Consider the following 25,644-nt stretch of genomic DNA (forward strand, 5'->3'; position numbering starts at 1 on the left):
CCAGATACAACAAGGGCGCCTTGCGGCGCCCTCGTGGCTCAACTTATTCCCACTCGATGGTGGCCGGCGGTTTGCTCGACACGTCGTAGGTGACGCGCGAAATACCTTCGATTTCGTTGATGATGCGCCCGCTGACGGTCTCCAGCAGCTCGTAGGGCAGGTGCGCCCAACGGGCGGTCATGAAGTCCACGGTCTCGACGGCGCGCAGGGCCACGACCCAGGCGTAGCGACGGCCGTCGCCAACGACGCCCACCGACTTGACCGGCTGGAACACCACGAAGGCCTGGCTGGTCTTGTGGTACCAGTCGGCCTTGCGCAGCTCTTCGATGAAGATGTGGTCGGCGCGACGCAGGATGTCGGCGTATTCCTTCTTCACTTCACCCAGAATGCGCACGCCCAGGCCCGGGCCCGGGAACGGGTGACGGTAGACCATGTCGTACGGCAGGCCCAGCTCCAGGCCGATCTTGCGCACTTCGTCCTTGAACAGCTCACGCAGTGGCTCGACCAGCTTGAGGTTCATTTCCTCCGGCAGGCCGCCGACGTTGTGGTGCGACTTGATCACGTGGGCCTTGCCGCTCTTGGCGCCGGCCGACTCGATCACGTCTGGGTAGATGGTGCCTTGGGCGAGGAACTGGATGTTCTCGAGCTTGCTGGCCTCGGCATCGAAGATGTCGATGAAGGTACGGCCGATGATCTTGCGCTTCTTCTCTGGGTCCGCTTCGCCTTCGAGGTTGTCGAGGAACTGCTTTTCAGCATCGGCGCGGATCACCTTGACGCCCATGTTCTCCTTGAACATGGCCATCACCTGGTCGCCTTCGTGCAGGCGCAGCAGGCCGTTGTCGACGAATACGCAGGTCAGCTGGTCGCCGATGGCGCGGTGCAGCAGCGCGGCAACCACCGAGCTGTCGACGCCGCCGGACAGGCCCAGCAGAACGTTGGCCGAACCGACTTGCGCGCGCACCTGGGCGATGGCGTCTTCGACGATGTTCGAGGCGGTCCACAGGGCTTCACAGCCGCAGATGTCCTGCACGAAGCGCGACAGGATACGACCACCCTGCTTGGTGTGGGTCACTTCCGGGTGGAACTGCACACCGTAGTAACCCAGGGCGTCGTCGTACATGCCGGCGATCGGGCAGCTCGGGGTGCTGGCCAGCACGTTGAAGTTGCCCGGCATCTGGGTAACCTTGTCGCCGTGGCTCATCCACACGTCCAGGCCCAGTACGCCGTCATCGTCGACGTGGTCTTCGATGCCGTCCAGCAGGCGGCTCTTGCCGACCACGTCGACACGGGCGTAGCCGAACTCGCGCAGCTCGGAACCTTCGACCTTGCCGCCCATCTGCTCGGCCATGGTCTGCATGCCGTAGCAGATGCCCAGTACCGGCACCTTCAGGTCGAACACCGCTTGCGGGGCGCGCGGGCTGTTGGCTTCGTGGACCGACTCGGGGCCGCCGGCCAGGATGATGCCGCGCGGGTTGAATTCGCGGATCGCTTCATCGTCCATGTCGAACGGGTGCAGCTCGCAGTACACGCCGATTTCGCGCACGCGGCGGGCGATCAGCTGGGTGTACTGGGAACCGAAATCGAGGATCAGGATGCGGTGAGCGTGAATGTCGAGGGCCATGACTCAATCTCGTCAGTGGAAATCGGAAACGACGCGGGGCTGTTCGTGACAGCCCCGTTCGGTTATTGCTTGAAGCCTCAGCCTACGCGGTAGTTAGGGGCTTCTTTGGTGATCTGCACGTCATGCACGTGGGACTCGGCCATGCCAGCACCGGTGATGCGCACGAACTCCGGCTTGGTACGCATCTCTTCGATGGTTGCGCTGCCGGTGTAGCCCATGGACGAACGCAGGCCGCCCATCAGCTGGTGGATGATCGCGGCCAGGGCGCCCTTGTAAGGAACGCGGCCTTCGATGCCTTCCGGTACCAGCTTCTCGGCGCCGGCCGAGGAGTCCTGGAAGTAACGGTCGGACGAGCCTTGCGCCTGCGCCATGGCACCCAGCGAGCCCATGCCGCGGTAAGCCTTGTACGAACGGCCCTGGAACAGCTCGACTTCGCCCGGGGCCTCTTCGGTACCGGCGAACATCGAACCCATCATCACGCAGGAAGCACCGGCAACGATGGCCTTGGACAGGTCACCGGAGAAGCGGATGCCGCCGTCGGCGATCAGTGGCACGCCAGTGCCTTCCAGTGCTGCGGCAACGTTGGCGATGGCACTGATTTGCGGTACGCCAACGCCAGCTACGATACGGGTGGTGCAGATCGAGCCAGGGCCGATACCGACCTTGACTGCGTCGGCGCCAGCTTCGGCCAGGGCCTTGGCGGCGGCGCCGGTGGCGATGTTGCCGCCGATCACCTGCACTTGCGGGTAGGTTTCTTTCACCCAGCGCACGCGGTCGATCACGCCTTTGGAGTGACCGTGAGCGGTGTCGACCACGACCACGTCAACGCCGGCGGCAACCAGGGCGGCAACGCGCTCGCCGGTGTCCTTGCCGGTGCCGACCGCAGCGCCAACGCGCAGGCGACCCTGGTCGTCCTTGCTGGCCAGCGGGTAGGCCTTGGCCTTTTCGATGTCCTTGACGGTCATCATGCCCTTGAGGTTGAACTTGTCGTCAACGATCAGGACTTTTTCCAGGCGGTGCTTGTGCAGCAGCTCGCGCACTTCGTTCTTGTCGGCGCCTTCGCGGACGGTGACCAGGCGCTCTTTCGGCGTCATCACGTCGCGGACCTTGGCTTCCAGACGGTTTTCGAAACGCACGTCACGGGAGGTGACGATACCGACCAGGTCGCCATTCGCCAGCACCGGAACGCCGGAGATGTTGTTCAGGCGGGTCAGCTCGAACAGGTCGCGCACGGTGGCGTCGGCGTCGATGGTGATCGGGTCCTTGACCACGCCAGCCTCGAACTTCTTGACCTTGCGGACTTCGCCGGCCTGCTGCTCGATGGTCATGTTCTTGTGGATGATGCCGATGCCGCCTTCCTGGGCCATGGCAATGGCCAGACGCGCTTCGGTCACGGTATCCATGGCGGCGGAAACCAGCGGAATGTTCAGCTCGATGCCACGAGTCAAACGGGTCTTGAGACTGACTTCATTGGGCAGTACCTCGGAGTAGCCAGGTACAAGGAGGATATCGTCGAAGGTCAGGGCTTCTTGGCTGATACGCAGCATCGCGGGGGCTCCCGGGCGGGAAAAATGGAAGCGCGCCATTATACTCATGCAAGGCGCGCCGCTCAATGCAAAATAAGGGCCTTCGGTCCAGTTTTGGCTGTTGTGGCCTCATCGCCGGCAAGCCGGCTCCTACAGGGCGTCGCGCACTGCCTGTAGGAGCCGGCTTGCCGGCGATGAGGCCCTCGAATCAGCCTACCTTCACCTGCACCACAGCCACCGGCTGGTCGAGCCAGTCGGCGAAGCTGTCGAGAAAGGCCTGGGTAAACCCGGCCTCGCCCCAGTTGTTGAAGATGAACCCAAGGTTGGAAAAGGCACATGGCTGCAGGTAAAGGAAGCCATTGATGTCATCCTCGAAGCCGCACAGCGGGCAGGTGAAGTTGTCGCTCACCGCCGGCATCCACTCCTCCAGGCTCTCGAACAGCGGCTCGCCCACCTTGCGGCGGCACTCCGGGCAGCCGGCTTCTTCAAGAAACCCTTCGGTGGGGGTGTAGATGCAGCGCTTGAGCATCACCTCCAGGCCGTTGACCGGGTTGCCCAACGGCAGTCTTTCCGGGTGCAGGGCCACTTTGCGGGCGCCTTCGGCCAGGGCATGGCCCATGCGGTTGCCGGTGCGCCCGCAGGTGGTCAATTGCTCCTCGACGACTTTTTCGCGCACCAGCCAGCGCAGGATGGCCCGGGCACGGGCTTCGTGCACCGGCACGGTGGACAGCTTGGGGACGATGATGCTCTGGGTATTCATGAACGGGGCAAGCCTGCAAACAGCGGTAATGGCGCAATTCTACTGCCTGCTCAGCCGCTCAGGTAGCGACCGATCAGCGCCAGGCCGCTGGCCAGCACCAGCCACGTGATCAGGCGCACGAAGGCCTCGCGGGACAGCTTCAGGGTCAACCGCCTGCCAACCCACAGCCCGAGGAACATCACTGGCAGCAGGCAGGCCGCCAACCACAGCAAGCTGGTGTCGGCATACACCCCGGCGATCAGGAACAGCGACAGGCGCACGATGGTGCTGCAACTGATCAGCGCACTCTGGGTGGCACGCACCTGCTCTTTCACCTCCAGCCGGGCGCTGAGGTAGATGGCATACAGAAAACCGCCACTGCCGAACAACGCCCCGAACAGCCCGCCCACGGTGCCCATCGGCACCGCCCACAGCCCGGACAGCCTGGCCGGGCGCACGTTCACTGTCAGCCCGTAGATGGCGTAGGCAGTAACGAACAGGCCCATCAGCAACAGCAGCAGGTCGGATTTGAGGTGCAGCAGAAACACCACCCCCAAGGTGCAGCCCACCGCCATGCACGGCAGCAGCCGCAGCAGCTCGCTGCGTACCACGTTGCGCCGCGAGGGCAGCAGGTTGCCGAAGGCGGCGACGAAGTCCAGCAGCACCAGCAACGGGATGATCCGCGACAGCGGCATGAAGTGGATCAGCACCGGGCCGGCCACCAGCGCGGTGCCGAAGCCGGCGATGCCGAAGACGATGTAGGCGGCGGCGATGGCCAGCAGGATGGGAATCCATTCGAGGGGAGTGAAGGCGAGTTGGCTGAGCATGGGCCGATTCCTTGGGCGACCGGCACAGGTTAGCCTGCCTCACCCCATCACCGGCAAGGGGGGGGTTGTGCACCTCGCCACTCACCGTGGGAGCAACTGTCCTGTGCTGCCTGTTCCGGCCTCATCGCCGGCAAGCCGGCTCCTACAGGTACGGCACTGACCTGAAGCTCATGCAATACCTGTGGGAGCGAGCACAGACAACCGCCCTGCATGTCCTTTATGATGCCCGCCATGATCAAAGACCCCTTCGAACGACTCGGCCTGGACCGCGAGGTCCTCACCGTCAGCCAGCTCAACGGCCGCGCCCGCGTGCTGCTGGAAGACGTGTTCCGCAGCGTCTGGGTGGAAGGCGAGATTTCCAACCTCGCCCGCCCGGCCTCCGGGCACATGTACTTCACCCTCAAGGACAGCGGTGCGCAAATTCGCTGTGCGCTGTTCCGCCAGAACGCTGCCCGCGTGCGCCAGGCCCTGCGTGACGGCCTGGCGGTCAAGGTGCGCGGCAAGGTTTCGCTGTTCGAAGGGCGCGGCGACTACCAGCTGATTCTCGATACCGTGGAGCCTGCCGGCGACGGTGCCCTGCGCCTGGCCTTCGAGGCACTCAAAGAGAAGCTCGGCGCCGAGGGCCTGTTCAGCACCGAGCGCAAGCAGCCGCTGCCGGCCCACCCGCGGCGCATCGGCATCGTCACCTCGCCTACCGGCGCGGTGATCCGCGACATCATCAGCGTGTTCGGCCGGCGCGCGCCGCAGGTCGAGCTGAACCTGATCCCCACCGCCGTACAGGGCCGCGAAGCGATCAACCAGATCGTCCGCGCCTTGCAGATGGCCGACCGCCAGGGCTTCGATGCGTTGATCCTGGCCCGTGGCGGCGGCTCGCTGGAAGACCTGTGGTGCTTCAACGAAGAAGCCGTGGCCCGCGCCGTGGCCGCCTGCGCGACGCCCATCGTCAGCGCCGTGGGGCATGAAACCGACGTGTCGATCAGCGACTTCGTCGCCGACGTGCGTGCGCCCACGCCGTCCGCCGCCGCCGAGCTGCTGGCCCCCGACAACAGCGGCCTGCAGCAGCGCCTGGACAGCCTGCAACGGCGCCTGCTGCTGCGCATGCAAAACCGCCTGGCCCACGACCGCCTGCGCCTGGATGGCCTGGCCCGACGCCTGCGCCACCCCGGCGAGCGCCTGCGCCAACAGGCCCAGCGCCTGGACGACCTGGACATGCGCCTGCGCCGCGCCTTCATGCTTGGCATGCAGCGCCGCCAGGAGCGCCTGGGGCGCATGGACATGCGCCTGGCCGCGCAGCACCCGGGGCGCAACCTGAAAATGCTCCAGCAGCGCCTGGACACCCTCGCCGCACGCCTGCCACGGGCCATGCGCGAGGTGCTCAAGGACCGCCGCCAACGCTTCCAGGCACAGTTGCAGACGCTGCAGGTGGTCAGCCCCTTGGCCACCCTGGCCCGCGGCTACAGCATCCTGCTCGACGAGCGTGGCCAGGCCGTGCGCAGCGCCGCCGATACCCGCAACGGCCAGCGCCTGACCGCACGCCTGAACGAAGGCGAGCTGAAGGTGCGGGTCGAGGACAACCACCAGACCCCGGTCACTCTCTCGCTACTGGACTGACACATGCCCCGCCTGCTCGCCCTCGCCCTCGCCCTGCTGCTGCCGATCACCGCGGCCCAGGCCAGCTACATCACCCGCACCCTGAACAAGCCGGTGCCCGGCGGCGTTGCCGTGATCGACCTGGGACCAGCCTCCAGCGCCCCGACGGCGCGCTTCGACGGCAAGCCGGTGCTGGTGGTCAAGGAGCAGGACAGCTGGCTGGCCATCGTCGGCATCCCGCTGACGCAACAGCCCGGCAGCGCGGTGCTGACCCAGGGCGAGCGCACTCTGTCGTTCAACGTTGGCAGCAAGAAATACCCCGAGCAGCACATCACCTTGAAGAACCAGCGCCAGGTCAACCCCAACCCCGACGACCTCAAGCGCATCGACCGCGAGCTTGCCGAGCAGATCAAGGCCTACCGCAGCTTCAGCCCGACGCTGCCCAGCAACCTGATCCTCGACAAGCCGGTCAACGGCCCGCTGTCGAGCAAGTTCGGCGTGCGCCGCTTCTTCAACGGCGAGGAGCGCAACCCCCACGCCGGCCTGGACTTCGCCGTACCCGCCGGCACGCCGATCAAGACCCCGGCCAACGGCAAGGTGATCTTGGTGGGCGATTACTTCTTCAATGGCCGCACGGTGTTCGTCGACCATGGCCAGGGCTTCATCAGCATGTTCTGCCACATGTCGAAGATCGACGTGAAGCCCGGGCAGGTGCTGCGCCGCGGCGAGGTGGTGGGACGCGTGGGCTCCACCGGGCGCGCCACCGGGCCGCACATGCACTGGAACGTCAGCCTGAACGATGCGCGGGTGGACCCGGCGATTTTCATTGGCGCGTTCCAGCCCTGAATCCGCGTCGCCTGCATCGCCGGCAAGCCGGCTCCTACAGGGGGCGCGCTACCTGTAGGAGCCGGCTTGCCGGCGATAGGGCCAGCAGCGCCAACACTGCCAACCCTGCCTTGCGCCATACAAAAATACCCAGCAACGATCTCAAGCAAAAACAATAATTACAGCCATTAAATCTCGCCTTTCAGCGTTTTTTAAGCATTCCTCTCAATTTTTCCGCAGTGCTTGCCATCCCCCACCCCACTGGTTAGGGTTGAGCACATGAAAACCTTCAGCACCCTCATCCTGCTCCGACAACATCGCAGCCTCAACCTGGTCAGCGCCCGACTACCAGGCTGATTCGCGTCGCCTCGCCCCCTTCATCTCGTTACTGCCCGGCAGGCCCGATCTCGGCCGCACACAAAAGGATTGCTTCCATGACCATGCTCAAAGACCCTTCGAAGAAATACCGCGCCTTCCCGACCATCGACCTGCCCGACCGCACCTGGCCGTCGAAGGCCATCACCGAGGCGCCGATCTGGTGCAGCTCGGACCTGCGTGATGGCAACCAGTCGCTGATCGAGCCGATGGATTCGGAGAAGAAGCTGCGTTTCTGGAAGACCCTGGTGCAAGTGGGCGTGAAGGAAATCGAAGCCTCCTTCCCTTCCGCTTCGCAAACCGATTTCGACTTCGTGCGCACCCTGATCGAAGACGGCCACATCCCGGACGACACCACCATCCAGGTGCTCACCCAAGCCCGTGAAGACCTGATCGCGCGCACCTTCGAATCGCTGCGCGGCGCAAAAAAAGCCATCGTCCACCTGTACAACGCCACTTGCCCGTCGTTCCGCCGCATCGTCTTCAACCAGGACAAGCAAGGCGTGAAGGACATCGCCGTCAACGCCGCCAAGCTGTTCGTCAAGTACGCCGCCCAGCAGCCTGAGACGCAATGGACCTTCCAGTACTCGCCGGAAACCTTCAGCGCCACCGAGCTTGAGTTCGCCAAAGAGGTGTGCGATGCGGTGATCGAGGTGTGGAACCCCACCCCTGAGCACAAGATCATCCTCAACCTGCCGGCCACCGTCGAAGTTGCCACGCCGAACGTCTACGCCGACCAGATCGAGTGGTTCTGCCGCAACGTCAACCGCCGTGACAGCGTGATCATCAGCCTGCACTGCCACAACGACCGCGGCACCGGCATCGCCGCCACCGAGCTGGGCCTGATGGCCGGCGCCGACCGCGCCGAAGGCTGCCTGTTCGGCAACGGCGAGCGTACCGGCAACGTCGACCTGGTCACCCTGGCACTGAACCTCTACACCCAGGGCATCGACCCGCAGTTGGACTTCTCCGACATCGACGGCGTGCGCAAGGTGGTCGAGGAGTGCAACCAACTGCCAGTACACCCGCGTCACCCCTACGTCGGCGACCTGGTTCACACCGCATTCTCCGGCTCGCACCAGGATGCCATCCGCAAGGGCTTCACCAAACAGCAGGAAGGCGAGCTGTGGGAAGTGCCGTACCTGCCGATCGACCCGGCCGACATCGGCCGCAGCTACGAGGCGGTGATCCGCGTCAACAGCCAGTCGGGCAAGGGCGGTATTACCTACCTGCTCGAGCAGGAATACGGCATCAGCCTGCCGCGTCGCATGCAGATCGAATTCAGCCAGGTAGTACAGGGTGAAACCGACCGCCTGGGCCTGGAAATGACTGCCCAGCAGATCTACAAACTGCTGCAAAAGGAATACCTGCAAGCCAACGCCCCCTACACCTTGGTCAGCCACCGCTTGCAGGAAGAAAACGGCAACAGCGCCGTGGAAGTGGAAGTCGCCGGTGAGGGCGAGACCAACCTGCACTGGCGCGGCAAGGGCAATGGCGCCCTGGAAGCCCTGGTGGCCGGCCTGCCGGTTGCAGTCGAAATCATGGACTACAACGAGCACGCCATCGGCGCCGGCACCAACGCCAAGGCTGCGGCCTACATCGAGCTGCGTGTGGCCGGTGGTCGCCCGGTGCACGGCGTGGGCATCGACGAGAACATCACCACCGCCAGCTTCAAGGCGCTGTTCAGTGCGCTCAACCGCTCGCTGAGCCAGCAGGAAGCCAAGGCTGCGTAAAGCGTGGTTTGACGCTCAAGAGCCCGCATCCTCGATGCGGGCTTTTTTGTGGTTTTTGCCCAGACCTGACTCGAGCCACCATTTCGCCTGCAAGTCTGTATTACACCGCAAGGCTTTCAGGGCTCAGGTGAGCAAAGCCCAGGCCGACATCAAAAGCGCGCGTTCGAACGTAAACTGCGTGCGCAAACGGCTGAACCTCATCGATCACCTGTATGCCAGCCTCGACCGCCAGCAACAGCTGCTGGCGCGCCTGAAGGGCATGCCGCTGAGCGCGGCCGATCGCAAGCAGCTGACCGCCTGGATCAACAAAGCCGGCACGCAGATCAACGCGCCGCAACTGGAAACCGCAGACAACGCCCTCGAAGGAGTGAGGGACTACCTGGGAGATCTCCGACGCTGTCGAAGACGCCAAGCGCGCGCGCTCCGCGCTGCTGAGCGAAGCTTCGCAGTAACCGGCAAGGGGCTGCCTTGCAGCCCCGGCCTTTTCATCTTAAAGCAGGCACCGCAACCCTGCGGCGTGTCTTCAATAGCGGCAACCCGGCAGGTTGTAGGCCTTCCAGTCCAATGCCCAGCGGCCACTGTTCTGGTCCACGTCATATCCTTTCATCAAGGCCGCGGTCTGAATTTCATCCCACCCCAGCGGGGCAATGGAATGCTTGGCTGCGACTGCCAGCGTGGAGTCGGTGGCCACCGAAGTCAGGAAGTACAGGTCTTCCCGGTTCCTGACCTGCTTGTACTTGGCGTATTTGAAAAAGTCCGAATAGTTGCCAGCCGACGTCACGCAATGGGCATATACGTAATGCACCTGGTAAATATTGAATACACCGGGCCCTTCCAATCCTGCGGCCCCAGGCGCATGTCACCGTACACGGTTTTATCGTATATCCAGCAACCCGCATTGACCGCCCCGTCACTGCCGAACAGATAGTTCTCGATTTCATAAGACCCGCGCTTGTGCGGGAAGTTACCAATGTCCTTGATCATGGACTCGTCGATAAAGCTCATCGCAACAGACTCCTGTCGGTGTTCGTCATTTATATCGATTGAAGGGAACATCTGCCACAGACTGGTCAAACTCGATTGCGCCCAGCTTTTTTGCGGCAAGCACTGCCTGCCTGACCGATTGCCAGCCCAGTGCTTCAACAGCCTGACGCTCTTCCACAACGACCAGCCGATCAGTACTTAGCGACGACACCAGCAGCCACTGAACAGCCATTTCGCTGAATACGCTGCCCAACCTGGCGTTGCCTGGCTTGCCATCGAGCAGACAATGGGCATAGGCAATATTGACCTGGTAAACCAGGTACGCCTTGCTGTCGTTCAAGTAAACATCACGCGTCTGTTCGACCGGCATACCCCATAAAACGTCAGCAGTTAAGTCGGTCACGATACGGGACAGTGCATTGACCCGATTGATGCCCGGGCGCACCTTGAAAGGCACCCCGAGGCCTGCGAGAAAGTCCCGGCTCAAACCGCACTGATAGTGCTGCGTGTGGACATAAGGCCCCGAGCGCTGTTGCTGAACCCGTGCACAATACGAAAGGTAGGCATAGACCGGGCGGGTGAAACACTCAACGGCAACACCGTCGACATTGATATCACCAACGACCGTTTGCCCCGCCACCCAACTACCCGACTGCACACCCTGCTCACCGTACAAATAGCGCTCTATTTCATAAGAGCCTTTAAGTTCTTCGTGGCTACTCACTGGGCAACCTCCTTCTGACTGAGCGAGGCACCCGCTTAAAATTCGTGTGCTCGGCAGATCAGCAGGAACACTTTCTTGCAGGCAAAAAAAAGGGCGCCGACCAAGCGCCCCATAACCGTGCAGCACACAACGAAACGCTTCAGTCCAGCAAGGCCATCGCCTCGGCGCTGCAGGCCTCGATACGCGCCCAGTCACCGTTTTTGATCCAGCTGCTGTCGAGCATCCAGGTGCCACCCACGCACATCACGTTGGGCAGGGCCATGTAGTTGCGCACGTTGGCCGGGTTGACCCCGCCGGTGGGGCAGAAGCGGATGTCGCCGAACGGGCCGGCGAAGGCCTTGATCGCTGCCACGCCGCCGCTGATCTCGGCCGGGAACAGCTTGAAGCGCCGGTAGCCGAGGGCGTAGCCCATCATGATTTCCGACGGCGTGCTGATACCCGGCAGCAGCGGGATGTCGCTGTCGACGCCGGCTTCGAGGATGTCCTGGGTGATGCCCGGGGTCACCACGAACTGCGCGCCTGCGGCCTCGACCTTGGCGAACATGCTGCGGTCGAGCACGGTGCCGGCACCGACGCACAGCTGCGGGCGCTGCTCGCGCAGCACCTGGATGGCCTTCAGGCCGTGCTGCGAGCGCAGGGTCACTTCCAGGGTGCGGATGCCGCCAGCGGCCAGGGCGTCGGCCAGCGGCAGAATATCTTCCTCACGGGCGATGGTGATGACCGGCAGAATGCGCGCCTTTTCGCAAAGGGCGTCGATGCGGGCGGCCTTTTCGGCCATCGAGAGCAAAGGCTGTGGGCGTTCGAGGGTGGTCATGACAGTGGATCCTTGGCTCATGGGCACCAGTAGATGCTCAGGGGGTCGTGAAGAAAGGCGCGAATTGGCATTTCGGTAAGGTCGTTGCCCGCCAGCGCGGCGCGCAGGGTAGCGAGTTTGCCCGCCCCTTGCACCGACAACAGGGTCAGCCCGGCACTGGCCAGCAGTGCACGGGTCATCGACAGGCGCTGGCGCGGCACGCTCGGCGCCAGCAACGGCAGGCAGCGGCGCTTGCTGGAGGGGTTCAGGCCTTCAAGCAGGTTGGGGCTGGCCGGGAACAGCGACGCGGTATGACCATCGTCACCCATGCCCAGTACCAGCACATCGATTGGCGGCAGCGCGGCAAGTGCTTCGTCGGCCTGTTCGGCGGCGATGCCCAGGCTTGCAGCGCTGTGGTAGAGGCCGATGAAACGGGCCTTGGCCGCCGCGCCCCTGAACAGGTGGCGGGCCAGCAGGCCTGCGTTGCTGTCGGGGTGCTCCACCGGCACCCAACGCTCGTCGGCCAGGCTCACGGTGACTTTCGACCAGTCCAGCGCCTCGCCGGCCAGCTTCTCGAGAAACGGCACCGGGCTGCGCCCACCGGACAGCACCACGCAGGCCTGGCCCTTGCTGGCGATGGCCTGGCGCAGGCGCCCGGCCACATCGGCGGCCAATGTGGCTGCAAGGGTTGGCCCGTCGGCCAGCGGGTACACCGTCACGCTTGCCGGCAATTGCAGTTCAGATATCGCCATACCAGGCCCTCCCGTCTCGTGTAATCAGTGCAATCGAGCTCATCGGCCCCCAGGAGCCGGCGGCATAGGGCTTGGGCGCCTCGCCGCTGTGCTTCCAGCCGGCGATCAGCTGGTCGCACCAGGTCCAGGCGTACTCGATCTCGTCCTTGCGCACGAACAGGTTCTGGTTGCCACGCATCACCTCGAGCAACAGGCGTTCGTAGGCATCCGGAATCCGCGCGCTGCGCCAGGTGTCGGAAAAATTCAGCTGCAGCGGGCCGCTGCGCAGTTGCATGCCCTTGTCCAGGCCCTGCTCCTTGGTCATCACCCGCAGCGAGATGCCTTCGTCCGGTTGCAGCCGAATGATCAGCTTGTTGCCGATCTGCAGGCGCTGTTCCGGAGCGAAGATGTAATGGGGCGTCTCTTTGAAGTGGATGACGATCTGCGACAGCTTTTGCGGCATGCGCTTGCCGGTGCGCAGGTAGAACGGCACCCCCGACCAGCGCCAGTTGCGAATGTCGGCGCGCAGGGCAACGAAGGTTTCGGTATCGCTCTGGGCGTTGGCGTTGTCTTCTTCGAGGTAACCGGGCACCGGCTTGCCGTCGCTGTAGCCGGCGATGTACTGGCCACGCACCACGCGGGTGCCCAAGCCTTCGCCGGTGATCGGTGCCAGCGCCTTGAGCACCTTGACCTTCTCGTCGCGGATGCTGTCGGCCGACAGGTCGCTGGGCGGGTCCATGGCGATCAGGCACAGCAGCTGCAGCAGGTGGTTCTGGATCATGTCGCGCAGCTGGCCGGCCTTGTCGAAGTAACCCCAGCGGCCTTCGATGCCGACCTTCTCGGCCACGGTGATCTCCACATGGGAGATGGAGTTCTGGTTCCACTGGGTTTCGAACAGGCTGTTGGCGAAACGCAAGGCGATCAGGTTCTGTACCGTTTCTTTACCCAGGTAATGGTCGATGCGGTAAACCCGGTTTTCGGGGAAGAACCGCGCCACCGCATCATTGACCCGGCGCGACGACTCCAGGTCGTGGCCGATGGGCTTCTCCAGCACCACCCGGGTACGCGGGGCCAGGCCCGCCTTGTCGAGGTTTTCGCAGATGGCGCCGTACACCGCTGCGGCGGTGGCGAAATAGGCGATCAGCGGCAACCCGGCGGGGGCTTGCTCGGCCAGGGCCTGGTAGCCTTCGGGCTGGACGAAGTCCAGGTGCAGGTAGTCAAGCCGGGCAAAGAAGCGCCCGAGGGTGGACGGGTCGATCTCGGCGTCCGGCACGTGGCGGCGCAGGTGCGCCTCGATGTTCTGCAGGTGCTCCTGGGCACTGCCAGGCTCCCGGGCCAGGGCCAGCAGGCGGGTGTCCGCGTGCAGCAAATTGGCGCGGTCAAGCTGGTAGAGCGCGGGGAACAGCTTGCGCAATGCCAGGTCGCCCAAGGCGCCAAACAGGGCAAAGGTGCAAGGTTCTACACTGATCGCAGCCATGATGTTGGTTCTTTTATTAAAGTTGAGCTAGGAATACCGGTTTCGACCCGGTTTTTCAAGGACCAATGTAGTAAAAACAACAACATTTACCCCGCCTGATACAGACAAGTGGTGTGACAATCTCAGCGACAGTACGATAGACAACTTTGCAAAAAGCCTGCAGCCCTGCCTGCCGTCTGTCTGCCCGGGCCGGCCCTGCAAGCCGCCCCTTCAAAACAAGGACCCCACCATGGACCGCGTGCGCAACCTCCTGGAACAGATCCAGGGCCGCCTGGACGAGCTTAACAAGGCCGAGCGCAAGGTCGCCGAGGTCATCCTGCTGAACCCGCAGCAAGCTACCCGCTTCAGCATCGCCGCCCTGGCCCAGGCGGCCAAGGTCAGCGAGCCGACCGTCAACCGCTTCTGCCGCTCGTTCGGCGTCAGCGGCTACCCCGAACTCAAGCTGCAACTGGCGCAGAGCCTGGCCAGCGGCGCCGCTTATGTAAGCCGCGCCGTGGAAGCCGATGACGACCCGGCCGCCTACACGCAAAAAATCTTCGGCAGCGCCATTGCCTCGCTGGACAGCGCCTGCCAGGCGCTCGACCCGCAGCAGGTCAGCCGCGCCGTGGACATGATGATCCAGGCCCGGCAGATCCACTTTTTCGGCCTGGGCGCCTCGGCCCCGGTGGCACTGGATGCCCAACACAAGTTCTTCCGCTTCAACCTGGCCGTGTCGGCCCACGCCGATGTACTCATGCAGCGCATGCTGGCCTCGGTGGCCCACACCGGCGACTTGTTCGTGATCATCTCCTACACCGGGCGCACCCGCGAACTGGTCGAGGTGGCGCGCCTGGCGCGGGAGAACGGCGCCTCGGTGCTGGGCCTGACCGCCGCCGGCTCGCCGTTGGCCCAGGCCTGCAGCCTGAGCCTGCACATTCCGCTGCCCGAAGACACCGACATCTACATGCCGATGACCTCGCGGATCATCCAGCTCACCGTGCTCGACGTGCTGGCCACCGGCATGACCCTGCGCCGTGGTTCGGACTTCCAGCCGCACCTGCGCAAGATCAAGGAAAGCCTCAACGCCAGCCGCTACCCGATCGAGGACGACGACCTCAACTGAGCCGGTGCGCCTGCAAACGCAGGTGCGCCCGCTCGCCCGGCGCCAGGCTCAGCCCGGCATCACTGCCGCTGGCCGCCTCCACGCAGACGAACCCCTGGCACTCGCGCCCGGTCACGCCCATCAACGGGCGGTTGCCGGGGTGCCAGACCACGGTGTCGTCGCTGTCGCCGGTGTCGATGCACAGCTCGCGCTGCCAGGCCGGGTCCTGCAACTGCACCTTCGGCGTACCCGGGTACACCTTCTGGCAGCCGCCACGCAACTTCAGCGCACCGTCCTCGCGGCACACCTGGCGGTTGAGGCGGTCGTAACCTTCGATATCCTCAAGCCCGGACAGCGCTACCTTTGACACGTCACTGATACGCCAGTAGGCCAGCAGCGCATGGCTCAATTGGCAGGGTTCGCTGTCCTGATGCTCGGTGGACAGGCTCAGCTCCATGCTGGCACCCAACCGGGCGTGCAGGTCGACCTGCCAGTCGCACAGGTCCAGCCGCCACTTGAGCGTAACGCCCTCCTCGTCTTCGGTGCTTTGCACCAGCTTCCAGTCCAGCAGCCGTGCCCAGCCATGGGCCGGCCACAGGTCTTCGCTGGGGTGGCGGCCATACCACGGCCAACACACCGGCACCCCGCCACGGATGGCGCCCACCTGCGGCCACTGCTCGGCGCACCACAGCCAGGGCTTTTCGCCGGACGGCTGAAAATGCAGCAACTGCCCGCCCTGGCGGCTGAACACCGCCTGGCAGCGCGGGTGGTCGATGACCAGGACATCGCGCTGCTGGTAACGCTCCCACTCGAACGTCGGCCGTGGCCGTTGCGTGGTGAAAAAGCGATGTAGCGGATGTTCAGGCATGGTTCCAGGCTCTTTGTTGTTCGAGATAGCGCTGTCTCAGCCCCAACCCGCTAACCACTGCAGACCAGTGGTTAGCGGAAGGCTGAAAATGGATGGCGTAAATTTACAACAATTTTTCTCAGAATGACGACTGAATCTTCAAGCCTGCGACCAGCGCGTTATCCACGTCATCCACACCACCAGGGCTCTTGATGTACTGCAGGTTCGGCCGCACGGTCAGCCAGTTGGTAACGTGGAAGCCGTAGTAGAGCTCGGCGTTGTACTCGGTGCGCTGCAGCGGCACGAAGCCCGGGTTGTCGTAATCGTTGATGCCGCTGACCGCGTTGAGCTGCTCGGCGCGCTTTTTCACATCGTCATTGACGTGGATGCGGGCGATGCCGAAGCCGATATCATCCTTGGGCCGGGCGTCGAAGGCGCCCTTGTACACCAGGCCCACCTGCTGGTAGTTGTCGACCACGTTGGTGGCCTTGTCGTGCACGGTGAAGTTGGCGAACAGGCTCAGGCCGCGGCTGGCGTCACCACTGTGAGCGGTCACCTGCTGCTGCGCCACCACCCACCAGCCGTGCTTGCTGGAGTGCGACTTGAAGTCCTCACCGGTCAGCCCCTGGGGGTTGCCATTGACGTCGTCGTAGATATCGTCGGCCTTGGCAGTGCTGTAGTAGTAACCCAGGCGGTATTCGCCGGGCAGGCCGTTGACCTGCGGCGACCAGACCATCTCCACCGGCAGGATGGCGCCCTTGGTGCCGCTGCCGCTGAGTTTGAAGCCGTTGCCGGTCTCAAGGTTGGACGGGTTCTGCTCGAAGGCCCCCACCTGCACGAAGAACTCGGGGGTGATGTTGTACTTGACCCGCAGTGCCCACTGGCTCACCGGCCAGTTGTACCAGATGCCACCCACCCAGTTGCCCACCTGCGAGCCGCAGAACGCCAGGTTCTGGAAGTCGCAGGGGAAGCTGTTGAAGTCCTCACCCGGGCCGTAGCGCCCCACTTTCACGTCCAGCGCGCCGTCAAAGTACTTCTGCTTGACCCACATCTGCGTCAGTCGCCAGGTCTGGCCGCGGCCCCACACTTCCTGCACCGAGCTGAACTGCCCGGCACGCGGGTCGCTGATGCGGTCGTTGGACAGGTTGCGCCCGCTACGCTCGGTGATCGCCAGCTTGAACTCAGCGTCGTGCCAGCCAAAGATCTTCTGCAAGTCCAGGTGCGCGCCGAGGGCGAACTGGTCGCTGTAGCGGGCGGTCTTGTCGTCGTTGTAGCCGCCGTGCAGGTTGCCGGCCACTTCACCCACATAGTCGAGGGTGAAGTCATAGCCCTTGTCCAGCAGCTCGGTGCGGGTGCCACCCCAGTCGCCGGTCATCCACTTGGACTGCGACGAAAAAGCCTCGGCAGCCTGTACGCCACTGCTGCCGACGATGGCCAGCAAGGCCAGCGAGCCCAGGGCCCTGATGCGATTGCGCTGTTCCATTCCTTTGCGTCCTCTTTTCTTGTTATTTAACAGAACGATTTAACGGCGGCCGCCTGTAGGAGCGGCCTTGTGTCGCGAAAGGGCTGCGTAGCGGCCCCAAGTTCTCAGCCGCCCGAAAAATTGCCAGGGCTGCGTTTGCTCAGCGGCCTTTGAAACGGGCCACGTTGTCCTTGCTCGGTGCGTTGGCAGACAGGTCCAGCCGCTCGCCGCTGGCGGCGTCGAACAGCAGCACCCGCGCCGGGTCGAACTGCAAATCCAGGCTGTCGCCCACCCGGCACGCCACATCCGGCGCCAGGCGGCAGCAGACCTTGGCCTGGTTGAGGGTGACGAACACCAACAGGTCCGGGCCGGTAGGCTCGGTCACCTGCACCTCGGCGCGGATGCCCGGCAGGCCGTTGCCCTGGGCACCGCCCAGGGTGATCTGCTCGGGGCGTACGCCCAGGATCAGCTCGCGGCCCTCCAGCCCCTCGCCAGCCACCCCCAGTGGCAGCTCGCAACGCGCCTGGCCGCTGTCCAGCAGCGCCAGCACACGGCCGTCCTGGCGGGCCAGGCGCACCGGGATGAAGTTCATCGGCGGCGAACCGATGAAGCTGGCGACGAACAGGTTGGCCGGGTCGTTGTAGATCTGCTGCGGGGTGCCGAACTGCTGGATGATGCCGTCCTTCATCACCGCCACCTTGTCGCCCAGGGTCATGGCCTCGATCTGGTCGTGGGTGACGTACACCGTGGTGGTCTTCAGGCGCTGGTGCATCAGCTTGATCTCGGTGCGCATCTCCACCCGCAGCTTGGCGTCGAGGTTCGACAGCGGCTCGTCGAACAGGTAGATCTTCGGCCGACGCGCCAATGCCCGGCCCATGGCCACCCGCTGCTGCTGGCCGCCCGACAGCTGGCCTGGCTTGCGCGCCAGCAGGTGCTCGATCTGCAGCAGCTTGGCCACCCGCGCCACTTCTTCGTCGATGGCCGCCTGGGGCAGCTTGCGGATCTTCAGGCCGAAGGCGATGTTGTCGCGCACGTTCATGGTCGGGTACAGCGCGTAGGACTGGAACACCATGGCGATGTCCCGGTCCTTGGGGCTCATGCCACTGACGTCCTGCTCGTCGATCAGAATCGCCCCGCCGCTGATGCTCTCAAGGCCAGCAATGCAGTTCATCAACGTCGACTTGCCACAGCCCGAAGGGCCGACCAGGATCAGGAACTCACCGTCCTTGATCGCCAGCTGGATATCCTTGAGCGTGTCCGGCAGCCCGGTGCCGTAGGTCTTGTGCACATTACGCAGTTCGAGTGTTGCCATGACTTACCCCTTGACCGCGCCGGCCGTCAGCCCGCGCACGAAATACTTGCCCGCAATCACGTAGACCAGCAGCGTCGGCAGCCCGGCGATCATCGCCGCAGCCATGTCGACGTTGTATTCCTTGGCCCCGGTGCTGGTGTTGACCAGGTTGTTCAGGGCCACGGTGATCGGTTGCGAATCGCCGCTGGAGAACACCACCCCGAACAAGAAGTCGTTCCAGATCTGGGTGAACTGCCAGATCAGGCAGACCATGATGATCGGCGTCGACATCGGCAGGATGATGCGCGCGAAGATGGTGAAGAACCCGGCGCCGTCCAGGCGCGCAGCCTTGACCAGCGCATCGGGGATGCTCACGTAGTAGTTGCGGAAAAACAGCGTGGTGAAGGCCAGCCCGTACACCACGTGCACCAGTACCAGCCCCGTGGTGGTGCTGGCCAGGCCCAGCTTGCCGAGGGTGAACGAGGCCGGCAGCAGCACGGTCTGGAACGGCAAAAAGCAACCGAACAGCAGCAACCCGAAGAACAGCTGCGAACCACGGAAGCGCCACATCGACAGCACGTAGCCATTGAGCGCACCGATGGCGGTGCTGATGAGCACCGCCGGCACGGTGATCAGCACCGAGTTGACGAAGTAGCCGCTGACCGTGGCCCAGGCCTTGCTCCAGCCGATGGCGGTGAACTCGGTGGGCCAACTCAACAGGTTGCCGGTGCCGATGTCTTCCGGGCTCTTGAAGCTGGTGAGCAGCATCACCACCAGCGGCACCAGGTACAGCAGCACCGCCAGCAGCAACACCGCATGGATGGCGATGCGGCTGAGGTTCAGCGCCGGCTTGTCAGAAAGGCTAGTCATGGCGTTTGCCCCGCAGCTCGGAATACAGATAAGGGACCAGAATCGCCAGGATTGCGCCGAGCATCAGGATCGCACTGGCCGAGCCCATGCCCATCTGCCCGCGGCTGAAGGTGAACGAGTACATGAACATCGCCGGCAAGTCCGAGGAATACCCCGGGCCGCCGGCGGTCATTGCCGCCACCAGGTCGAAGCTCTTGATGGCGATGTGCGACAGGATCATCAGCGAACTGAAGAACACCGGGCGCAGGCTGGGCAGCACCACGGTCCAGTAGATGCGCGGCAGGCTCGCGCCATCCAGTTGCGCGGCGCGGATGATCGACTGGTCGACCCCGCGCAGCCCGGCGAGGAACATCGCCATGATGAACCCCGAGGCCTGCCAAACGGCGGCGATCACCAGGCAGTAGACGACGCGGTCAGGGTCGATCAGCCAGTCCAGGCGAAAGCCCTCCCAGCCCCAGTCACGCAGCAGCTTGTCAAGGCCCATGCCAGGGTTGAGCAGCCACTTCCAGGCGGTACCGGTGACGATCATCGACAGCGCCATGGGGTACAGGTAAATGGTGCGGATAAAACCCTCGCGGCGGATGCGCTGGTCCAGCAGCACCGCCAGCAGCACGCCGATGGCCAGGCTGATGCCGATGAACAGGCCGCCGAACAGCAGCAGGTTCTTGCTGGCGACCCACCAGCGATCGTTGTCGAACAACCGCTGGTATTGCGCAAGCCCGGCCCACTTGTAGGTGGGCAGGAAGGTGGACGTGGTGAACGAGAGGACCAAGGTCCACAGGATGTAGCCGTAAAAGCCCACCAGGACGATGAACATGCTCGGCGCCAGTACCAGTTTCGGTAGCCAGCGCTGCAGCGCGTCCAGGGGGGAGGCCCGCAGGGGGGCGGTCAGTGTGGTCATGATCTGGATTCCCGGGTGCACCGCATCGCGGGGCAAGCCCGCTCCCACGCAGACGGTGCGGTTCTGTGGGAGCGGGCTTGCCCCGCGATGCGGTTTACTTGGCGGCGTTGATCGCTGCAGCGAGCTTCTTGGCGGCATCGGCAGGCGCTGCCTTGGGGTCGTTGATGTAGTTGGTCACCACATCGAAGAACGCCCCCTGCACCGCCAATGTGGTGGCCATGTTGTGCGCCATGCTCGGCTGCAGGCCGCCATTCTTGGCGTCAGCCAGGAAGTCCTTGGCCGCGGTCTGGGCGCAGGCGTCGAAGCCGTACTTGCCCATGTCGGCAAGCATGTCGTTGCGCACCGGAATCGAGCCCTTGTTGGTGCTGAACACCTTCTGGAAGTCCTCACCCAGCACCTTGCGGGCGATGTCCTGCTGGCCGGCAGCGGTGCCTTGGTCTTTTTGCTTGAACACCACCAGCGAGTCGATGTTGTACAAAAAGCCCTTTTCGGTGCCCGGGAACGGCACGCACTGGTAGTCCTTGCCGGCGGTCTTCTTGGCCAGGGTCCATTCGCTCTTGGCCCAGTCGCCCATGATCTGCATGCCGGCCTTGCCGTTGATGACCTTGGCCGCTTCCAGGTTCCAGTCCTGGCCCTTGCCGTCGGGGTCCATGTAGGTGGCGACCTTTTTCAGCTCGGTCAGCGCCTTGACCATCTCGGGGCCGGTCAGGGCCTTTTCATCGAGGTCGACCAGCGCCTTCTTGTAGCCATCAACGCCCATCACCGACAGCACCACGCTTTCGAACACGGTGCTGTCCTGCCACGGCTGGCCGCCGTGGGCCAGCGGGATGAAGCCTGCGGCCTTGAGCTTGTCGGCGGCGGCGTAGAATTCTTCGAGGGTGGTCGGCGCCTTGGCGATGCCGGCCTTCTTGAACACCTTGGGGTTGATCCACAGCCAGTTGATGCGGTGGATGTTCACCGGCACGGCCACATAGTCGCCCTCGTACTTGACGGTGTCGGCGACTTTCTTGTCCAGCAGGCTGTCCCACTTTTCCTGCTTGGCCACATCCTTGAGCACGTCGGCGTCGAGCAGGCCGGTGGCCGCCCAGTCCTGGATGTCCGGCCCCTTGATCTGCGCGACCGCTGGCGGGTTGCCGGCCACCGCGCGGCTTTTCAGTACGGTCATGGCGGTGGCGCCACCGCCGCCGGCCACGGCGCCGTCCTTCCAGGTGAAACCGTCTTTCTCGACCTGGGCCTTGAGCACATCCACCGCAGCCTTTTCGCCACCGGACGTCCACCAATGGACCACTTCCACGCTGCCTTTGGAATCGGCGGCATGGGCGCTGAGCGAGCACAGGGAGGCGAGGGAAATTGCAGCGGCGAGACGAAGCGTCGAATGCATGGGAGTACCTTTCTTGTTGTTATGCGTGGCAAGACTGTCGCTTGCATTGCACTGGAGTTTAAGTACGCCGCGCAGCCCGTCAGGTAACGAACGGATGCGCGAATGTCATCACTTGGTTACAAAGCCAGGGCGCTGGCCAAACTGGGCGCCAGCGGCAGGCGAGGCAGCAGCAGGGCCTGCAGGGCGTGGTAGAGGTCCGGCTTGCCGCCCCAGATGCGTGCGCCGGGCAGGTTGTCGGGGTCGAGCTCGTGGTGCCAACTGCCGTGGCTGCGGTCGATGAAATGCTCGGCAATGAAGCCCCAGAAACAGCGGTACCAGTGCTCGTACTGGGCGTCGCCGGTACGTTGCAGCAGGGCTGCGGCGGTGGCGCTGGCCTCGGCGTGCACCCAGTGCAGGCGCTCGCGCACCACGGGGCGATTTTGCCAGTCGAGGGTGTACACCAGCCCCGGCGCACCGTCGGCGTGCCAGGCGTGGCGGCAGGCGCTGTCGAACAGCCCGCGGGCGCCAACCAGCAAGGCGTCTGGCGCTGGCAACCCGGCGCGTTTGAGCGCCGCCTCCAGGTGCAACAGCAAGCGGGCCCACTCGAATCCATGGCCGGGGGTGGTGCCGTAGGGCCGGAAGCCGTCGGCAGGGTTGTCGCGGTTGTAGTCGGGCAAGGGCTGCCAATGCGCATCGAAATGCTCGGTCACGCGGTAACCGTCGCCGGCCGCCTGCGCCATGATCAAGCGCTGTACCATGCGCAGCGCGCGCTGCAACCAACGCGTGTCGCCGGTGACATCGGCCAGGGCCAGGAATGCCTCGACCCCGTGCATGTTGCTGTTGGCACCCCGGTAGGCCTCGGCCTGCTGCCAGTCGCGGCTGAACGACTCAAGCAGGGCACCCTCCTCCTCGCTCCAGAAGCGCTGCTCGATCACCTCGCAGGCCTCGCGCAGCAGCGCCTGCGCCTCGACCACCCCGGCGACCACCGCAGAGCTTGCCGCCAGGGCAACGAAGGCATGCAGGTAGGCGGCCTTGCCGGCGCCGCCATGGCCTTCGGGGTGGGCGAACCAGCCACCCTGCTGCGCATCGCGCAGAGGGCCCTGCAGGGCAGCGACACCGTGCTCCACCAGCCCCTTGCAACCGGGCACACCTTGCAGGTGAGCCAGGGCAAAGCTGTGGGTCATGCGGGCGGTGTTCATGGTTTCGGCGAGGGCGCCACGGGGCAGGCGGCCAGCGTCGTCGAGGTTGCCGAAGCCTTGTGGCAGGCGCGCGGCGCGGGCGAAGTCGAGCAGGCGCAGGGCTTCGCTTGTAAGCCAGGCGTGGTGCGTGGGGGAATCGAGCCAGCGGTGGGTCATGGGCGTGGTCGTCCTTGTTGTTGTCAGGCGATTCTAGCCAGCCGTCCTGGCTGGGGTGTCACGAAGGCCGGTGGGAATGTCACTGAAGGGTGACAGTGGGTTAACCAGGGCTTGTGTTGCCTGGACCGGCCCCATCGCCGGCAAGCCGGCTCCTACAGGTACAGCACAGCTCATAAGATTACGCGGTCTCTGTGGGAGCGGCCTTGTGTCGCGATGGGCCGCGCAGCGGCCCCGGCCATGTTGAGTGAGTGCAAAATCCTGGGGCTGCTACGCAGCCCATCGCGACACAAGGCCGCTCCCACAGGGCTCTGATTTGCCTCTCAATCGGCATTACGAGGCAGGTACAGGGTGACCCTTAACCCCCCTTCACGCAGGTTCAGCAAACTCACCTCACCGCCATGGCTATGGGCGATGTTGCGCGCAATGCCCAACCCCAACCCATACCCCTGCTGCTGCCCGGCCAGGCGAAAATGCGGCTCGAACACCTGCTCCAGGCGCTGCTCCGGCACCCCCGGGCCCTGGTCGTCCACTTGCAGCACAAAGCTCTCGGCGCTGTCGATGATGCGCAGGTGCGCCCGCTCGCCGTACTTGATGGCGTTGTCGATCAGGTTGCCGATGCAGCGGCGCAGGGCCAGCGACTTGCCCGGGTACGGCGCCAGCACGCAGCCCTCGAGGGTGATGCGGCCATCACCCAGGTAGGGCTCGGCAAGCATCTCCAGCACCTGGTTGAGGTCAATCGGCTCGATGTTCTCGTGAATATCGGTGTCTTTCACGCACTGCAGCGCGCCCTTGACCAGCAGTTCCAGCTCGTCGAGGTCGCGGGTGAACTTGCCCTGCAGCGCCTCGTCCTCCAGCAGCTCGACCCGCAGGCGCAGGCGCGTGATGGGGGTGCGCAGGTCATGGGACACCGCACTGAACAACTGGGCGCGTTCGGTGAGGTAGCGGCTGATGCGCTCGCGCATGCTGTTGAATGCCCGGCCCACCTCCACCACTTCGCTGCCGCCGCCTTCGGCCACCGGCGCCACATCGGCGCCCAGCGACATGTCCCGCGCCGCCCGCGCCAGGCGCTTGAGCGGCCGGCTCTGCCAGTGCACCAAGAGACCGATGAACACCAGCAGCATGGCGGTGGTCAGGGCGATGAAGCCGATCTGCTGGCGCGGCAGGCGCTCGGCCTCAAGGCTGGTGTAGGGCTCGGGCAGCAACGAGGCGATGTACAGCCACTCACCCTCGCCCAGGCGGATCTGGGTCACCAGCACCGGCGGGTTGAGCGGCTCCAGGGTCAGCGAGTAATGCGCCCACGAACGCGGTAGCTCATCGAGCTTCAGGCCGCTGTTGAAGATGCGCAAATCGTCAGGGCTGACGAACTCCACCGAGATGTCCATCTGCGCGCCCAGGCGCTCGTGCAGCACCTGCTGGAACACGTCGATCACCGCCTGCTTGCGCGGGGTGATGGGCAGCACCGGCATGTCCAGCGGCTTGACGTTGAGCGAAACGAAAAAGCGCGTGCCGCCCATGCTGCGCAACTGGTCCAGCACCATTGGCCGGTAGGCCACCGGCAAGGATCGGAAGTAGCTGACGCTGGCACTCATCGAATGCGCCAGGCTGCCGGCGCTGGCACGCAGGCCCTGCAACTGGCTGGCACGCAACTGCGCCACCCAGATCACGCTCGACAAGCCCTGGGCCAGCACCACCACCAGCAAGGTGAGCAACAGCATGCGCCCCAGCAACGAGCGCGGCAGCAGGCGCCAGCGGCGCTCGCTAGGCAGGGCAGACATGGGCCGCCAACAGGTAGCCACTGCCGCGCACGGTGCGGATCAGCCGCGGCGGTTTGTCGGTGTCGCGCAGGCGCTGGCGCAGGCGACTGACCGCCATGTCGACGATGCGGTCCAGGGGCATCGGCTCGCGCCCCCGGGTGGCGTTGCCGATGGTGTCGCGGTCAAGAATCTGTTGCGGGTTGTCGAGGAACAGCTTGAGCAGGGCGAAGTCGGCGCCAGACAAGATCACCTCCTCGCCGTCGCGGTGGAACAGGCGGTGGCTGACCGTGTCCAGGCGCCAGTCGTCGAAGGCCAGCACGGCGCTGGCCGGTATCGCCTGGGCAAAGTCGGCGCGGCGCAGCAGGGCCTTGATTCGCGCCTGCAGTTCGCGCGGGCTGAAGGGCTTGCCCAGATAATCGTCGGCGCCCAGCTCCAGGCCGATGACCCGGTCGGCCTCGTCGGAGCTGGCGGTGAGCATGATGATCGGCACCTGGGCCAGGCGCGGGTGCTGGCGCACCCAGCGGCACAGGCTGAAGCCGTCCTCGTCGGGCAGCATCACATCAAGGATCACCAGGTCGTAGCTGCCGGCGTCCAGCGCCCGGCGAAAGCCCTGGCCGTCGGGTTCGGCGTGTACCTGCAAGCCTGCGCGGCTGAGGTAGGTTTGCAGCAGTTCGCGGATGTCCTGGTCGTCGTCGACCATCAGGATCGATTTGCCGGCAGTGCTCACAATGGTCCGTCCTCTGGTAAACGCAGGTCTTTGTGCCTGCTGTTGGGGCTG

Annotated in this window: 24 protein-coding genes; 4 read left to right on the forward strand and 20 right to left on the reverse strand. The window is 64.4% G+C overall.

Going from position 1 to position 25,644, the window contains the following annotated elements; all coding sequences use genetic code 11:
• Window positions 1–43 precede the first annotated feature (43 nt).
• From guaA to KSS94_RS21570, 4 genes are all read right to left on the reverse strand, one after another.
• The gene (guaA, locus tag KSS94_RS21555; protein WP_217840080.1) at window positions 44–1,621 is read right to left on the reverse strand and encodes a glutamine-hydrolyzing GMP synthase; all 1,578 of its coding nucleotides are present in this window, start codon (window positions 1,619–1,621) and stop codon (window positions 44–46) included.
• A 77-nt stretch (window positions 1,622–1,698) separates the two neighbouring features.
• Window positions 1,699–3,168 carry an IMP dehydrogenase gene (gene guaB / locus KSS94_RS21560; protein WP_217840081.1) on the reverse strand — a complete coding sequence of 490 codons (1,470 nt, stop codon included), beginning with the start codon at window positions 3,166–3,168 and terminating at the stop codon, window positions 1,699–1,701.
• Window positions 3,169–3,355: 187 nt separating this feature from the next.
• Window positions 3,356–3,907: a sugar ABC transporter ATPase gene (locus KSS94_RS21565; RefSeq protein ID WP_217840082.1), complete on the reverse strand. Its 552-nt coding sequence runs from the start codon at window positions 3,905–3,907 to the stop codon at window positions 3,356–3,358.
• Window positions 3,908–3,957: 50 nt separating this feature from the next.
• On the reverse strand, window positions 3,958–4,713 hold the full coding sequence (locus KSS94_RS21570) for a sulfite exporter TauE/SafE family protein (protein ID WP_217840083.1): 756 nt from the start codon (window positions 4,711–4,713) through the stop codon (window positions 3,958–3,960).
• Window positions 4,714–4,944: 231 nt separating this feature from the next.
• Between KSS94_RS21570 and xseA the strand changes: the two genes are divergently transcribed.
• From xseA to leuA, 3 genes are all read left to right on the forward strand, one after another.
• Window positions 4,945–6,324, forward strand: a complete 1,380-nt coding sequence (xseA, locus tag KSS94_RS21575) for an exodeoxyribonuclease VII large subunit (protein ID WP_217840084.1) — start codon at window positions 4,945–4,947, stop codon at window positions 6,322–6,324.
• A 3-nt stretch (window positions 6,325–6,327) separates the two neighbouring features.
• Window positions 6,328–7,149, forward strand: coding sequence for a M23 family metallopeptidase (locus tag KSS94_RS21580; RefSeq protein WP_217840085.1), 822 nt, complete (start codon window positions 6,328–6,330; stop codon window positions 7,147–7,149).
• 413 nt (window positions 7,150–7,562) lie between these two features.
• Window positions 7,563–9,236 carry a 2-isopropylmalate synthase gene (leuA, locus tag KSS94_RS21585; protein WP_217840086.1) on the forward strand — a complete coding sequence of 558 codons (1,674 nt, stop codon included), beginning with the start codon at window positions 7,563–7,565 and terminating at the stop codon, window positions 9,234–9,236.
• 100 nt (window positions 9,237–9,336) lie between these two features.
• On the opposite strand, the gene KSS94_RS21590 is transcribed toward leuA, so the two are convergent.
• From KSS94_RS21590 to zwf, 7 genes are all read right to left on the reverse strand, one after another.
• Window positions 9,337–9,648 carry a hypothetical protein gene (locus tag KSS94_RS21590; RefSeq protein ID WP_217840087.1) on the reverse strand — a complete coding sequence of 104 codons (312 nt, stop codon included), beginning with the start codon at window positions 9,646–9,648 and terminating at the stop codon, window positions 9,337–9,339.
• Window positions 9,649–9,759: 111 nt separating this feature from the next.
• Window positions 9,760–10,017 (reverse strand): hypothetical protein, encoded by a 258-nt coding sequence (locus KSS94_RS21595; RefSeq protein ID WP_264081996.1) that lies wholly within the window; start codon window positions 10,015–10,017, stop codon window positions 9,760–9,762.
• Window positions 10,014–10,241, reverse strand: coding sequence for a hypothetical protein (locus KSS94_RS21600; protein ID WP_217840089.1), 228 nt, complete (start codon window positions 10,239–10,241; stop codon window positions 10,014–10,016). The genes KSS94_RS21595 and KSS94_RS21600 overlap by 4 nt, the downstream gene beginning before the upstream one ends.
• 25 nt (window positions 10,242–10,266) lie before the next feature.
• Window positions 10,267–10,944, reverse strand: coding sequence for a monalysin family beta-barrel pore-forming toxin (locus KSS94_RS21605; protein WP_217840090.1), 678 nt, complete (start codon window positions 10,942–10,944; stop codon window positions 10,267–10,269).
• A gap of 139 nt (window positions 10,945–11,083) precedes the next feature.
• Window positions 11,084–11,758 (reverse strand): bifunctional 4-hydroxy-2-oxoglutarate aldolase/2-dehydro-3-deoxy-phosphogluconate aldolase, encoded by a 675-nt coding sequence (locus KSS94_RS21610; RefSeq protein ID WP_217840091.1) that lies wholly within the window; start codon window positions 11,756–11,758, stop codon window positions 11,084–11,086.
• A gap of 17 nt (window positions 11,759–11,775) precedes the next feature.
• Window positions 11,776–12,489, reverse strand: coding sequence for a 6-phosphogluconolactonase (gene pgl, locus KSS94_RS21615; protein ID WP_217840092.1), 714 nt, complete (start codon window positions 12,487–12,489; stop codon window positions 11,776–11,778).
• Window positions 12,476–13,945: a glucose-6-phosphate dehydrogenase gene (gene zwf / locus KSS94_RS21620; protein WP_217840093.1), complete on the reverse strand. Its 1,470-nt coding sequence runs from the start codon at window positions 13,943–13,945 to the stop codon at window positions 12,476–12,478. The genes pgl and zwf overlap by 14 nt, the downstream gene beginning before the upstream one ends.
• Before the next feature lie 238 nt (window positions 13,946–14,183).
• Between zwf and hexR the strand changes: the two genes are divergently transcribed.
• Entirely contained in the window at window positions 14,184–15,047 is an 864-nt protein-coding gene (hexR, locus tag KSS94_RS21625) for a MurR/RpiR family transcriptional regulator (RefSeq protein ID WP_217843642.1), read from the forward strand.
• Here hexR and KSS94_RS21630 read toward each other — a convergent pair.
• From KSS94_RS21630 to KSS94_RS21670, 9 genes are all read right to left on the reverse strand, one after another.
• Window positions 15,040–15,894: a D-hexose-6-phosphate mutarotase gene (locus tag KSS94_RS21630; RefSeq protein WP_217840094.1), complete on the reverse strand. Its 855-nt coding sequence runs from the start codon at window positions 15,892–15,894 to the stop codon at window positions 15,040–15,042. The genes hexR and KSS94_RS21630 overlap by 8 nt on opposite strands.
• Window positions 15,895–16,012: 118 nt before the next feature.
• Window positions 16,013–17,356, reverse strand: coding sequence for a carbohydrate porin (locus KSS94_RS21635; RefSeq protein ID WP_217840095.1), 1,344 nt, complete (start codon window positions 17,354–17,356; stop codon window positions 16,013–16,015).
• Window positions 17,357–17,495: 139 nt separating this feature from the next.
• Window positions 17,496–18,647 carry an ABC transporter ATP-binding protein gene (locus KSS94_RS21640; protein WP_217840096.1) on the reverse strand — a complete coding sequence of 384 codons (1,152 nt, stop codon included), beginning with the start codon at window positions 18,645–18,647 and terminating at the stop codon, window positions 17,496–17,498.
• Between the two features lie 3 nt (window positions 18,648–18,650).
• Entirely contained in the window at window positions 18,651–19,496 is an 846-nt protein-coding gene (locus KSS94_RS21645; RefSeq protein ID WP_217840097.1) for a carbohydrate ABC transporter permease, read from the reverse strand.
• On the reverse strand, window positions 19,489–20,397 hold the full coding sequence (locus tag KSS94_RS21650; RefSeq protein ID WP_217840098.1) for a carbohydrate ABC transporter permease: 909 nt from the start codon (window positions 20,395–20,397) through the stop codon (window positions 19,489–19,491). Before KSS94_RS21650 ends, KSS94_RS21645 begins: the two co-directional genes overlap by 8 nt.
• 94 nt (window positions 20,398–20,491) lie before the next feature.
• Window positions 20,492–21,778 carry an ABC transporter substrate-binding protein gene (locus KSS94_RS21655; RefSeq protein WP_217840099.1) on the reverse strand — a complete coding sequence of 429 codons (1,287 nt, stop codon included), beginning with the start codon at window positions 21,776–21,778 and terminating at the stop codon, window positions 20,492–20,494.
• A 116-nt stretch (window positions 21,779–21,894) separates the two neighbouring features.
• The gene (locus tag KSS94_RS21660) at window positions 21,895–23,112 is read right to left on the reverse strand and encodes a D-mannose isomerase (RefSeq protein WP_217840100.1); all 1,218 of its coding nucleotides are present in this window, start codon (window positions 23,110–23,112) and stop codon (window positions 21,895–21,897) included.
• Window positions 23,113–23,432: 320 nt separating this feature from the next.
• Entirely contained in the window at window positions 23,433–24,887 is a 1,455-nt protein-coding gene (locus KSS94_RS21665; protein WP_217840101.1) for an ATP-binding protein, read from the reverse strand.
• Window positions 24,871–25,593 (reverse strand): response regulator, encoded by a 723-nt coding sequence (locus tag KSS94_RS21670; RefSeq protein WP_217840102.1) that lies wholly within the window; start codon window positions 25,591–25,593, stop codon window positions 24,871–24,873. Before KSS94_RS21670 ends, KSS94_RS21665 begins: the two co-directional genes overlap by 17 nt.
• Window positions 25,594–25,644 lie beyond the last annotated feature (51 nt).

Origin of the sequence: Pseudomonas fakonensis, from assembly GCF_019139895.1 — a bacterium.
GTDB lineage: Bacteria > Pseudomonadota > Gammaproteobacteria > Pseudomonadales > Pseudomonadaceae > Aquipseudomonas > Aquipseudomonas fakonensis.

What these genes read in the sequence shown, in the direction of transcription:
- guaA (WP_217840080.1), bottom strand. Translation starts at nt 1,621, where the DNA reads ATGGCCCTCGACATTCACGCTCACCGCATCCTGATCCTCGATTTCGGT.
- KSS94_RS21565 (WP_217840082.1), bottom strand. Translation starts at nt 3,907, where the DNA reads ATGAATACCCAGAGCATCATCGTCCCCAAGCTGTCCACCGTGCCGGTG.
- pgl (WP_217840092.1), bottom strand. Translation starts at nt 12,489, where the DNA reads ATGGCGATATCTGAACTGCAATTGCCGGCAAGCGTGACGGTGTACCCG.
- KSS94_RS21580 (WP_217840085.1), top strand. Translation starts at nt 6,328, where the DNA reads ATGCCCCGCCTGCTCGCCCTCGCCCTCGCCCTGCTGCTGCCGATCACC.
- KSS94_RS21610 (WP_217840091.1), bottom strand. Translation starts at nt 11,758, where the DNA reads ATGACCACCCTCGAACGCCCACAGCCTTTGCTCTCGATGGCCGAAAAG.
- xseA (WP_217840084.1), top strand. Translation starts at nt 4,945, where the DNA reads ATGATCAAAGACCCCTTCGAACGACTCGGCCTGGACCGCGAGGTCCTC.
- KSS94_RS21600 (WP_217840089.1), bottom strand. Translation starts at nt 10,241, where the DNA reads ATGAGCTTTATCGACGAGTCCATGATCAAGGACATTGGTAACTTCCCG.
- KSS94_RS21640 (WP_217840096.1), bottom strand. Translation starts at nt 18,647, where the DNA reads ATGGCAACACTCGAACTGCGTAATGTGCACAAGACCTACGGCACCGGG.
- zwf (WP_217840093.1), bottom strand. Translation starts at nt 13,945, where the DNA reads ATGGCTGCGATCAGTGTAGAACCTTGCACCTTTGCCCTGTTTGGCGCC.
- KSS94_RS21645 (WP_217840097.1), bottom strand. Translation starts at nt 19,496, where the DNA reads ATGACTAGCCTTTCTGACAAGCCGGCGCTGAACCTCAGCCGCATCGCC.
- KSS94_RS21665 (WP_217840101.1), bottom strand. Translation starts at nt 24,887, where the DNA reads ATGTCTGCCCTGCCTAGCGAGCGCCGCTGGCGCCTGCTGCCGCGCTCG.
- KSS94_RS21630 (WP_217840094.1), bottom strand. Translation starts at nt 15,894, where the DNA reads ATGCCTGAACATCCGCTACATCGCTTTTTCACCACGCAACGGCCACGG.
- KSS94_RS21660 (WP_217840100.1), bottom strand. Translation starts at nt 23,112, where the DNA reads ATGACCCACCGCTGGCTCGATTCCCCCACGCACCACGCCTGGCTTACA.
- KSS94_RS21570 (WP_217840083.1), bottom strand. Translation starts at nt 4,713, where the DNA reads ATGCTCAGCCAACTCGCCTTCACTCCCCTCGAATGGATTCCCATCCTG.
- KSS94_RS21635 (WP_217840095.1), bottom strand. Translation starts at nt 17,356, where the DNA reads ATGGAACAGCGCAATCGCATCAGGGCCCTGGGCTCGCTGGCCTTGCTG.
- KSS94_RS21650 (WP_217840098.1), bottom strand. Translation starts at nt 20,397, where the DNA reads ATGACCACACTGACCGCCCCCCTGCGGGCCTCCCCCCTGGACGCGCTG.
- leuA (WP_217840086.1), top strand. Translation starts at nt 7,563, where the DNA reads ATGACCATGCTCAAAGACCCTTCGAAGAAATACCGCGCCTTCCCGACC.
- KSS94_RS21655 (WP_217840099.1), bottom strand. Translation starts at nt 21,778, where the DNA reads ATGCATTCGACGCTTCGTCTCGCCGCTGCAATTTCCCTCGCCTCCCTG.
- guaB (WP_217840081.1), bottom strand. Translation starts at nt 3,168, where the DNA reads ATGCTGCGTATCAGCCAAGAAGCCCTGACCTTCGACGATATCCTCCTT.